8 protein-coding genes are annotated in these 11,995 nt (G+C 53.3%); 3 read left to right on the plus strand and 5 right to left on the minus strand.

Features of this window, described 5'->3' with window-relative positions:
• Positions 1–181: 181 nt before the first annotated feature.
• The 4 genes from AB8809_RS17620 to phoB all read right to left on the minus strand — a co-directional run bounded on the left by AB8809_RS17620 (position 182) and on the right by phoB (position 4,521).
• Positions 182–1,288: a cobalamin-independent methionine synthase II family protein gene (locus AB8809_RS17620; protein WP_342411370.1), complete on the minus strand. Its 1,107-nt coding sequence runs from the start codon at positions 1,286–1,288 to the stop codon at positions 182–184.
• Positions 1,289–1,527: 239 nt separating this feature from the next.
• On the minus strand, positions 1,528–2,466 hold the full coding sequence (locus tag AB8809_RS17625; protein ID WP_349855129.1) for a phosphate ABC transporter substrate-binding protein: 939 nt from the start codon (positions 2,464–2,466) through the stop codon (positions 1,528–1,530).
• A gap of 15 nt (positions 2,467–2,481) precedes the next feature.
• Positions 2,482–3,804 (minus strand): phosphate regulon sensor histidine kinase PhoR, encoded by a 1,323-nt coding sequence (gene phoR, locus AB8809_RS17630; RefSeq protein ID WP_349855130.1) that lies wholly within the window; start codon positions 3,802–3,804, stop codon positions 2,482–2,484.
• A 27-nt stretch (positions 3,805–3,831) separates the two neighbouring features.
• The gene (gene phoB / locus AB8809_RS17635; protein ID WP_005975981.1) at positions 3,832–4,521 is read right to left on the minus strand and encodes a phosphate response regulator transcription factor PhoB; all 690 of its coding nucleotides are present in this window, start codon (positions 4,519–4,521) and stop codon (positions 3,832–3,834) included.
• Between the two features lie 271 nt (positions 4,522–4,792).
• Here phoB and sbcD point away from each other — a divergent pair, with 271 nt between their 5' ends.
• Together sbcD and AB8809_RS17645 are read left to right on the plus strand one after the other, a co-directional pair.
• Positions 4,793–6,031 (plus strand): exonuclease subunit SbcD, encoded by a 1,239-nt coding sequence (sbcD, locus tag AB8809_RS17640; protein ID WP_349855488.1) that lies wholly within the window; start codon positions 4,793–4,795, stop codon positions 6,029–6,031.
• Positions 6,028–9,711, plus strand: coding sequence for an AAA family ATPase (locus tag AB8809_RS17645; protein WP_349855132.1), 3,684 nt, complete (start codon positions 6,028–6,030; stop codon positions 9,709–9,711). Before sbcD ends, AB8809_RS17645 begins: the two co-directional genes overlap by 4 nt.
• Positions 9,712–9,729: 18 nt before the next feature.
• Here the strand turns inward: AB8809_RS17645 and mak are convergent, their stop codons facing one another.
• Positions 9,730–10,641, minus strand: a complete 912-nt coding sequence (gene mak / locus AB8809_RS17650; RefSeq protein ID WP_182099299.1) for a fructokinase — start codon at positions 10,639–10,641, stop codon at positions 9,730–9,732.
• A gap of 288 nt (positions 10,642–10,929) precedes the next feature.
• Here mak and rdgC point away from each other — a divergent pair, with 288 nt between their 5' ends.
• Entirely contained in the window at positions 10,930–11,859 is a 930-nt protein-coding gene (gene rdgC, locus AB8809_RS17655; protein ID WP_012773689.1) for a recombination-associated protein RdgC, read from the plus strand.
• The last annotated feature ends 136 nt before the right edge of the window (positions 11,860–11,995 follow it).

Below are 11,995 nucleotides of genomic sequence, written 5' to 3' on the forward strand. Positions count from 1 at the left end.
TCGATATTTCATTGCAATAAAACTGACAAAAATCGGGATAAAATGCGTTGTTCGATCATAAAAAAAACATATTTCACAGAACACCGCGGGTAGAGAGCAGAAGAATGAGCACAAAAAAGGCCGGATCGAATGATCCGGCCTTTGTTTATCCATTACCGTGATACGGTTATTTCACTGAGTGTCACCACACGCGATTGGCAATATCTACGACAAGCTTCAGCTTATTCCACTGCTGCTCTTCCGTCAGGCTATTGCCCTCTTCCGTTGAAGCAAAACCACACTGCGGGCTCAGGCAAATCTGGCTGAGATTGACATATTTTGCCGCTTCCGCGATACGCGCCTGCACCACCTCAGCATCTTCCAGCTCACCGTTCTTCGTGGTAATCAGCCCCAGAACGACCTGCTGGTGGCCCGGCTTCACAAAGCGCAGTGGCTCGAATCCACCCGCTCTCTCGGTATCGTATTCCAGGAAGAAGGCATCGACATTGACTTCGCCAAACAGAATTTCTGCCACAGGCTCATAGCCGCCTTCAGAAATCCAGGTCGAACGGAAGTTACCGCGGCAGACGTGTAAACCGATCACCAGATCCGCAGGCTTATCTGCCAGCGCTTTGTTCAACACGTCGGCGTATGTCCGCGCCAGCTGTGCCGGATCTTCACCACGTTCACGGATCTGGCGTTTTTGATCGTCAGAACACAGGTAGGCCCACACGGTGTCATCCAGTTGCAGGAAGCGGCAACCTGCGTCATAAAATGCATGAATCGCATCGCGCCAGGTTTGCGCCAGATCGTCGAAGTAGTCGGCCAGATCGGGATAAACCGTCGCATCAATCGCTTTACGTCCGCCGCGGAAATGCATCACGCTGGGGCTAGGAATCGTCATTTTAGCGACCGCATCGCCAGAAATGCTGTTCAGGTAGCGGAAATGATCGAGCATCGGATGCTGAGGGTTGAAACTCACTTTATCTACGACGCGAATCGCATGAGATTTCGTCTGAATACCGTTGAATTGAATACCGTGATCGGCTTCGTAGCGCTCTACGCCGTGCAAATCAGCAAAAAAGTCGAAATGCCACCAGGCACGACGCAGCTCACCATCAGTCACAATCTGCAAACCCGCTTCGCGCTGCTTTTCTACCACTCGCAGGATTTCACGATCTTCAATGTTGCGCAGCGCGATATCATCAATCTCGCCCGCTTGATGTTGAAGACGCGCCTGTTTGATGGCATCGGGACGCAAGAAACTGCCGACGATATCGGCACGGAAAGGGGATAAGGTGTTCGCCATGTGTCGCTCCTGACATGTTGCCAGCGTGGCTCCTCATAGAAGAAGCGAGCTGGCAGATAGTTTCAATATGAAATATTTACCCAGAGGGATAGTTACATTTAATCTTATTTAGCCATCTGGACGTCTAAATTTAAAACTATCCTGTCACGTGACAATCCACAGGGCAATGGAAGAATTTTCACATTACATGAAGAAAATTCATATAACGTGAAACATCGCCAATTCGTGGGTAAGAAATATTACTCTGGCAGGCCAATCAGCTGACGCGCCTGACGACGCGTTTCTTCCGGCAACGGTAAATAACCATCCTGATTCACCAGCGACTGCCCCGTTTCGGACAGCACACGATCTAAAAATGCCGCCGTCAGCGCTTCCAATGGTTGGCTGGGCGCTTTGTTCACATAGATGTAAAGGTAACGGGTGTAGGGGTATAAACCGCTGCGGATATTTTCAGTCGAGGGGTAAATGTAGTCGGTCCCTTGCGCGGCTAGCGGCAGCATTCTCACGCCGCTGGTACGAAAGCCTACGCTGGCATAGCCTATGGCATCAGTTGACGCAGCAACCGCCTGTACAACGGATGCCGAACCGGGTAGTTCATTGACTTGAGGAAGGAAGTCACCCCGGCATAGCGCCTTTTGCTTAAAGAACCCATAGGTTCCTGACGCAGAATTCCGCCCATAGCGCAGTAGCGTGCGTTTTTCCCAACTGCCCTGCAGGCCAAGATCGCCCCACTGTTTTATCGGCTGGTGGTTACCGCAGCGCTGCGTAATCGAAAAAATAGCGTCCAACTGCGACAAGTTCAGCCCAAGCAGTGGGTTATCCTGATTGACCAGCACGACCAGCGCATCCATCGCGACAGGCACCGCCAGCGGCGGATAGCCGTAGTGCTGGACGAACGCCTCTATTTCGCTGGCCTTCATCGCCCTGCTCATCGGCCCAAGCTGCGCGGCGCCCGATGCCAGAGACGTCGGCGCAGAGGATGAGCCGGCGGCCTGAATCTGTAAATTCACGTTCGGGTAATGCTGGTTGAAATCCGCCGCCCAAAAGGCCATCAGGTTAGCCAGCGTATCCGATCCCGCGCTGGAGAGGTTGCCTGCCAGCATCTGGCGAGGCTGCGCAGCGCAAAACGCGCTGAACAGCAGTAAAAAAGCGCCCGCAATACGAGTGGCGGATGTCATGGGTAGCGTTTTCCGTCAGGCCGAAGGTTTCACCGTATTTTCAGCCAGAGAGCCAGGGACAATCAACCGATTCGGCAACGTAAAGACAAAACGCGAGCCCAAACCATCTTCACTCATGATTTCCAGACGGGAATCGTGGTGGCTGAGCGCATGCTTAACGATCGCCAGCCCCAGGCCACTGCCGCCCGTCTGTCGTGAACGCGCCTTATCGACCCGATAAAAGCGCTCAGTCAGGCGCGGCAAATGCTCGGCCGCAATGCCCGGCCCGTTATCGCTGACCTGAAATTGCGCCCCCTGCGGGATCTTCTGCCAGCAGACTTCGATACGCGTTCCCGCTGGCGTATGGTTGATCGCGTTATACACCAGATTGGATACCGCGCTGCGCAGCTGTTCTTCATTACCAAACACGCGAAGATTTTCGTTCACACGAAAGACGATCTCATGGCGCCCCTGACTCAGGGTCTGCGCTTCACGCTGCAACACACGCAGCATCAATGGAATATCGACTTTTTCATTCAAATCGATCGCCGTCGCCGCTTCAATACGGGACAAGGTCAGCAGTTGTTTGACCAGCCCGTCCATACGCCGGGTCTGTTCCTGCATGGTATTCAGCGCTTTTCCGCGCAGCGCCGCATCCAACGTTTCTTCCTGCATCATTTCCAGATAGCCCTGCAACACCGTCAGCGGCGTACGCAGTTCATGGCTCACATTGGCAAAGAAGTTACGTCTGGCGCCTTCGAGCTGGTGCATCTGCGTAATATCACGCACGACCATCAATAGCTGCCCTTCGGAATAAGGCATCACGCGGAATTCAACATGGTGGGAATTATTCAGCTGCAACGTGAGAGGACGGCTAAAATCTTGCCCTTTCATGTAATTCGTGAATTCGGGGTAACGTAGTAAGTTGAGGATATTCTGACCGTTATCCTCCGGCCAGCGGAAATTGAGCAAGTGCTGCGCAAGATGGTTACACCAGAAGATGGTTCCTTCTTCGGTGGTGATCACCACCGCATCCGGCAAGGATTCAGCCCCGCTGCGAAAGCGTTTGATCAGGAGCGCCAGTTCACGGCGTCGGCGCCGGTTACGCAGTTGCATCTGGTAAAGCCCGTAAAACAGCGGCTCCCAGCTCCAACGACCGGGCGGTGGCGTCATGCTGCGGTCAACCCACAGCCAATAAGAAAGTTTCAGCTGGTTATAAAAATTCCAGCAGAGTAAGCCTAATACGGCGACCAGCAGAAACCAGGGCAGATAGCCAAAAATCAGCCCCAGTAACAACGCGGGCAAACAAAAAAAAGCCAGCTCCAATGCCAGCCTTTTCCAGGATAAACGTTCTAGCACGTTAATATTTCTCCGGTTACGATCACCTCAGTAACGCGTTGAAAAACGGTAGCCCGTTCCCCGAACGGTTTGCACCATTTTATCATGTCCGCTGGTTTCCAGCGCTTTACGCAGTCGACGAATATGGACGTCGACAGTACGATCCTCAACATAAACGTTAGTGCCCCAAACGTGATTCAGCAACTGTTCCCGGCTATAAACACGTTCAGGATGCGTCATAAAGAAATGCAGCAGTTTAAATTCCGTCGGCCCCATATCCAGCGCATGTTCTTCCGTCGTCACGCGATGGGAAGAAGGATCAAGGCTCAGGCCACGCATTTCAATGACTTCTTCCACCGCCATCGGTGAAATACGGCGCATCACGGCTTTGATTCGCGCCACTAATTCTTTGGGTGAAAACGGCTTGGTAATGTAATCATCCGCGCCCACTTCAAGGCCGCGTACACGGTCTTCTTCTTCACCGCGTGCGGTCAACATCATCACCGGAATATCACGCGTCAGTGCCTCACGCTTCATATGCTTGATGAATTGCAGGCCCGAACCTCCTGGCAGCATCCAGTCCAATAACACCAGTTCTGGGAACGGCTCCGACAGTTGCGTGACCGCACTGTCATAATCTTCGGCTTCAACTGGCTGATAACCATTTTGTTCCAGTACAAAGCAGACCATTTCACGAATTGGTGCTTCATCTTCCACGACTAATATGCGTTTTGCCATTGTTAATCCTGTCGTTAATCATCGTCGCTGTTAGCAAGCGAAAGGCATTATGCGTCAGTTTTATGACAGATTTATGAAAAACACACGGCCCTCTGCGCGCAATGTTACAACGCATACATCCGATTTTTCGAGCCGCTTTCCAAACTCAGGATTCCAACGCGACAGCCGACATCCCGGCTATATATAATCATCGCATTACGATGACAGAGCACCCTTCCCTATAATGACAACGTCATCCACCGCCACGCGGCATGAATATCGAGAGAACACGATGCGCATTATCCACACCGCCGATTGGCATTTAGGACAATATTTTTATACCAAAAGCCGCGCGGCTGAACATCAGGCTTTTCTTCACTGGCTCATCGCTCAGGTGGAGCAGCATCAGGTCGATGCCATTATCGTCGCAGGCGATATTTTTGATAACGGTTCTCCCCCGAGCTATGCCCGGGAAATGTATTATAGCTTCGTAGTAGAACTACAGCGTACAGGCTGCCAGCTCATCATTCTCGGTGGAAACCATGATTCCGTCGCGATGTTAAATGAATCCCGTGATTTGCTGGCCTGCCTGAACACGCGCGTGATTGCCTGCGCCAGCGACGATCCCGCCCAACAGGTGCTCCTGCTGGAAAACCGCCAGCAGCAGCCCGGCGCCCTGCTCTGTGCCATTCCCTTTTTACGCCCGCGCGATGTATTGACCAGCAAAGCCGGACAGTCCGGTGATGAAAAACAGCTGGCGCTACAGGAAGCCATTACGGCGCACTACCAGCAGTGTTACAAACTGGCTTGCCAAAAGCGCGATGAACTCGGCCTGCCGCTGCCGATTATTGCCACCGGGCACCTGACGACAATTGGTGCCACCGCCTCCGAATCCGTGCGCGATATCTATATTGGTACGCTCGATGCGTTCCCTGCTCAGGCTTTTCCCCCTGCGGATTATATCGCGCTCGGCCATATTCATCGCCCGCAGCGCGTGACTCAAAGTGAGCATATCCGCTACAGCGGTTCGCCTATTCCGCTAAGTTTTGACGAACTCAACAGTGAGAAATCTGTTTGTCTGGTCAGTTTTACACCAGACGCGTCACCGCCAATTCCCCCGCAGATAAATACGCTGCCTATTCCCATCACCCAACCGATGCAGCTGATTAAAGGCAGTCTGAGTGACATTGAACGACAGCTGTCCGCGTTCCAGCACTATCAGGGTGACAAGCCCGTGTGGCTGGATATCGAAATCAGCACACAGGATTATCTCAGCGACATGCAGAAGCGCATTCAGGCGATGACCGAGAACCTGCCCGTTGAGGTGCTTCTGCTACGCCGCACGCGTGAGCAACGTTTACAGGCGATGACCCGGCAAGATAAAGAAACGCTGAACGAGCTCAGCGTGTATGACGTTTTTGAACGTCGTCTGGCAACGGAGACAGACATGGAAGAAGGCCGCCAGCAGCGGGTTCGCACCCTGTTTAATCAGGTTATTGATGAACTGGAAAATAGCGAGACTGCCAAATGAAAATCCTCAGTCTGCGTTTAAAGAACCTCAACGCGCTGAAAGGCGAATGGAAGATCGACTTCACGCAGGAGCCCTTTTCCAGCAACGGCTTATTTGCGATTACCGGCCCCACCGGCGCGGGAAAAACCACGCTGCTGGATGCCATCTGTCTGGCGCTGTACCACAGAACACCTCGTCTGGAGGTTATTTCCAGCACCCAGAATGATCTGATGACACGTAACACAGCGGAGTGTCTCGCCGAGGTCGAATTCGAGGTGAAAGGCGTGGGATACCGCGCCTTCTGGAGCCAACGTCGGGCAAGAAATGCCTCTGACGGCAACTTACAGTCTCCCAAGGCCGAACTCGCGCTCATTGAAGATGGCAAAATTCTATGTGAAAAAATCACCGATAAAAAAGATATGGTGGAACAAATCACCGGGCTGGATTTCGGCCGTTTCACGCGATCCATGATGCTATCGCAGGGCCAGTTTGCCGCCTTCCTCAATGCAAAACCAGATGACCGCGCAGAGCTACTGGAAGAGCTGACCGGCACGGATATCTATGGCCTGATATCTGAGCGCGTCTATGACAAGCACAAGCAGGCAAATGTCACATTGAACACGCTACAGGCGCGTGCATCCGGTATTCAGCTGTTGACCGATGAGCAGCGTCAGCAGGTGGAAGCACAGCTTGCCGAACTGATCCAGCAGGAACAACAGGGCAACGTTGAGCGTGAGCAAGCACTGACTACGCTACGCTGGTTTGAGCAACTGACGCAGCAGCAAACGCAGGTAACTCATACGCAGGCGCAACACACTAGCGCCGAATCCGCCATTCAGCAGGCTAGGCCGCAGCTCGACAAATTAGCCAATAGCGAACCGGCAGAAAAACTGAGGCCGCTACATCAGGAAAAAGAGCGCTATCGGCAGGCGTCCCTGACCCTCGCCCAGCAGATTGAACAACTCAACGGCAAGCTGGCCGCAGAACAGTTGGCGTTAAGAACGTTACGTCAGCAAGAAGAAAAAGCGGAACAGGACGTTAGTGAGCACAAGCAGATACGACAACAGCAAGAGCAACTGATCAACGAGCAGGTTGTGCCGCTTGACCATCGCATTGCTACGCTGGAACAGCAAAAAAACCAGCAGCAGGACGAACTGGCAAAAACGCAGGCTCGCCTGCACGCCGACGAAGCTAAACAAACACAGGTCGCAGCGGAACAACAGCAGGCTAAACGGCAGCTTGAACAGATCCAGTCTTACCGCCAGCAACATGCACATCATCAGCAGTGGGGAGAACTGTTGCCTCTGTGGCGCACCCAGTTTCGGCAGTTGCGCCAGTTACAGGACGAGCAACAGAAGCTGAACCAGAAACAGGCACAGCATACGGCAGAGTCGACGGCACGGCAGCAAGAAGCCGACAAGCTGGCGGCACAGCAGCGTGAACAACAAAAAGTCGTTGATGCTGTACGCCAGCAGTTCACGCAACACGATGAAACGCGGCAACATCAGGACACGCATCAGCCACTTTCCACTCTGCACCAGCGCTTTAATCAGCTCATGGATCAGCAGGCGACATGTCGACAACTCGCCACTGTCAGCGACCAATACCAGCGCCTTCAGGTGCGCAAGCAGCAACATCTCGCCAAACTCGTTGAGGCACAAGGCCATATCGAGCAGTCAGAAATATTGCAGAAACAGCAGCAGTCTGAACATCAGCAGCGCAGTGAGCGTCTGGCCGATTTGGAAACGATATATCGGCAGGAAGTGCATATCGTTAAGCTGGAAGCCGAACGGCAGCGGCTACAGGCCGGAGAGGCGTGCCCGCTGTGTGGCTCAACCGAGCACCCCGCTATCGAGCGCTATCAGGCACTACAACCGTCTGAAACCCAACGGCGTCTGACGGCGTTACAGCAGGATGTAAACCAGTTAACCATCGCGCTGGCGAATACCACTGCTGAACTGAACGCACGCTTACAGCAGCGGGAACAGCTGCAATCGGAACTTGCTCAATGTGATAGCGAACATCAGGCTCTGCTGCAACACTGGCAAAGTGTCAGTGAGCGCTTACAAGTTACCTACTCGCTGGAACAGCAGGATGAGGTAGCCGTCTGGCTTACACAGCGTGAAGCCGAAGAACAGGCCATTCGACAGCAGATTGCCGCGCGCGAGCAGTCGCAAAAACTGTGGCAGGAAAGTAAGGATTTACTGACTGCCGCAGAAGCATTATTACGGGATCTCGAACAGAAAATCGCGCTGAATGCCCAGCAACAAACTTCGCTAGGCGTTACGCAGGAAGAAACAACGCAGTCGCTGCAAAACGTGCACCAGCAGATCACGCAACATACTCAGGACATCACGCAAACGCTGACAACGGTGGGGCTTCTTCTACCAGACGCTGACACACAGGATGGCTGGCTGGCTCAGCGTGACAGCGAATGGCAAAACTGGAAAGCCAAAGAGCAGGAGCAGTCTCGCTTAACCCCTCTGTTAGCCACGTTGGAAAGCGATCTTCAACATCTGCGTCACAGCGTAAGCGAGGCAACACAGCACATCCAAACGCAGCAACAGCAGTTGGCACAGCACCTCGCGCAGCTCAACACAAGCCAACAAGAGCGACAGGTGCTATTTGGGGACAAGCAAATCACCGATGTGCGCGAACAGCTACAACGAACCAGCCAGCAGCGTGATGATACACTCAGGCTCGCGCAATCAGCCCGTCAGCAAACCGAAACGGCGTTAAGCCGTCTGACGGGAGAGTTGGCTAGCACGCAGCAGCAATATGAACAGAGCACGCGCCAGCATGAGAGTGCAACCGAACGCTTTACTCTGGCGTTGCAGCAGAGCACCTTCGTTGATGAAGCCGCCTTTCTCCATGCACTGCTTGATGAGCAGGAACGTCAGACGTTGCAGGAATTCAAGGAAACACTGCATCAGCGCTTGCAGCAAGCGGCGACACTGCGCCAGCAGGCTGAACAGACATTACAGGAACATCAACAAAAACGGCCATCATCCCTGACGGAAGACGCTACGCAAGAAGCGATACAGCAGCAGTTGGACGCGCTAGATAACACGCTGAAAACTAACCTGCGGCAGCAGGGGGAATTCCAGCGTCAGTTATCTGACGACAAACAACAGCGCCAGAACCAGCAGGATTTACTTAATGAGATTGCCCAAAGCCAGCAAAGGAATGACGACTGGGAGACGTTAAACTCGCTGATCGGCTCCAGTAAAGGGGATAAATTCCGCAAATTTGCTCAGGGGCTGACCTTGGATCATCTGGTCTATCTCGCCAATCTCCAGCTTTCACGCCTGCACGATCGCTATCAGCTCAAACGTAAGCCCGGTGGCGATCTGGAACTTCTGGTGATGGATACCTGGCAGGCGGATGCCGAGCGCGACACAAAAACGCTATCCGGCGGCGAAAGCTTTCTGGTCAGTCTGTCGTTGGCGCTGGCGCTGTCCGACCTGGTCAGCCATAAAGCCAGTATCGACTCGCTGTTTCTGGATGAAGGCTTCGGCACACTGGATGCCGAGACGTTGGATATCGCACTGGATGCGCTGGATAACCTGAACGCCTCGGGTAAAACCATCGGTGTCATTAGCCATGTTGAAGCCATGAAAGAGCGAATTCCGGTACAGATCAAAGTGCAGAAAGTTAACGGGCTCGGCGTCAGTCGGCTGGCGCCGCAGTACGCCGTTTAGCCATCATTCGATCTGCAATTACTTCGTCTTCGGCCAAAGCCAGGCGGCTCCGCGTACCCCGCTGGAGTCGCCGTGTATCGCCTGACGCACGGGCGTTTCGCACTCGCCGCCAAAGATCCATTGTTTAATCTTTGCTGGCACAGTCTGGTAAAGGCGAGAAACGTTGCTCATTCCGCCCCCCAGCACCACTACATCAGGATCGAGCAGGTTAATCACATGCGCCAGTGACTTCGCCAGCCGATGTTCATAGCGCTGCAACGCCAGCTCGGCGATGGGATCGCCTTGCTCCGCTAAGGCAATAATTGCTTCGCCCTTGTGCGGCTGGCCGCTCAGACGCTGGTAATCCGCGGCAAATCCGGTACCGGAGATAAACGTTTCAATACAGCCGGATTTGCCGCAATAGCAGGGAACCGTCTGCCGATAGCGCAGCTCGTCCTCATCCATCCAGGGCAGCGGGTTATGTCCCCATTCGCCAGCAATACCATTGCCGCCGACGTGAGCCTGACCGTTCAGCGCAATGCCCGATCCGCAGCCGGTCCCGATAATGACCGCGAAGACGGTTTGCTTCCCTGCCCCGGCACCGTCAACCGCCTCTGAAACAGCGAAACAGTTTGCGTCATTGGCGACCCGCACCGGCCGATTCAGCAGCGTGGCAAGGTCAAGATCCAGTGCCTGACCGTTGAGCCAGGTGGAGTTGGCATTTTTTACTTTGCCGGTAAACGGCGATAGCGTGCCGGGGATCCCTACGCCGACGCTGCCGCGACAGCCAATCGCTTTCTCCGCCATCTCAACCAGCGTGACAATCGTCCGTAGCGTTTCCGGGTAGTCATTTCTTGGCGTCGGCATACGCTGCCGAAAACGTTCCAGCCCTTCATCATCCAGCGCGATAACTTCCGTTTTCGTCCCGCCCAGATCGATACCGATTCTCATGATGTCTCCCCCCGTGTTGTAAATAGGTCGGCGTTCCCCGAAAAATGAGGTGCTGACAAAGTTGGTCGAGCAGTAATCGTTCTTGTTACGCAACAGTCAGTTTGTTACCGACCTGAAAATGTTCTTAATAGAGATAATCAGAGAAAGCAATCTGCTGTCACTCAAAGCGTGATAGGTATTCCTCTGAATCCCGGTATTTTATTCCACATTACGGCCTCGAATTCGTTATCATGCGCGCAACATTACAAACCCGCGTGCAAACCTGCGCGCCCAGTCAGGGATAACACCATGTTGTGGTTTAAAAACTTAATGATTTACCGCCTAAGCCGGGATAGTGCACTGTCTAAAGATAACGTTTTATCTGCAGATGAGCTGGAAAAACGGCTCAGCGCTTTCGCGTTCACCCCGTGCGGCAGTCAGGATATGATGAAAACGGGTTGGGTATCACCGATGGGATCGCATAGCGATGCATTAACGCATGTCGTTAATGGGCAAATCGTTATCTGCGTCCGTAAAGAAGAAAAAATCCTGCCTTCTCCGGTCATCAAGCAAACCCTTCAGGCAAAAATCGAACGTCTGGAAGCGGAACAGCACCGCAAGCTGAAAAAAACCGAAAAAGATTCGCTGAAAGATGAAGTGCTGCATAGCTTGCTGCCGCGTGCGTTCAGTCGTTTCAGTCAGGTCTGGATGTGGATCGACACGGTTAACGGCCTGATTATGGTCGATGCCGCCAGTGCTAAAAAAGCGGAAGATACGCTGGCGCTGCTGCGCAAAACGCTGGGGTCACTGCCCGTTGTGCCACTGACGATGGAGAATCCTATTGAGCTGACGCTGACCGAGTGGGTACGCTCCGGTGAACCGGCAGCCGGTTTTGTGCTACAGGATGAAGCAGAGCTAAAAGCGATTCTGGAAGACGGCGGCGTTATCCGCTGTAAAAAACAGGATTTGGTCTGCGATGAAATCGCCGTCCATATTGAAGCGGGCAAGCTGGTCACCAAGCTTGCACTCGACTGGCAGGAACGTATTCAGTTGGTCTTGTCCGAGGACGGTTCGGTAAAACGCTTGAAGTTCTCCGATACGCTGCGGGAACAAAACGACGATATCGATCGGGAAGATTTCGCGCAGCGGTTTGATGCCGATTTCATTTTGATGACCAGCGAACTGGCTGCATTGATTGCGAATCTGATTGAAGCGTTGGGCGGAGAAGCCCAACGTTAATACGATCGATTGTTAATACGATCAATTGTTAATGCTATCGCTCGTTAATGCTATCGTTCGTGAATACTACCGATTATTAATACAGTCGGTGATTGCCCGCCACCGTTCTGGCAGCGGGCAATATCTCCTCAGTGAC

The sequence above is a fragment of the Pectobacterium aroidearum genome, from assembly GCF_041228105.1.
GTDB classification, from domain to species: domain Bacteria; phylum Pseudomonadota; class Gammaproteobacteria; order Enterobacterales; family Enterobacteriaceae; genus Pectobacterium; species Pectobacterium aroidearum.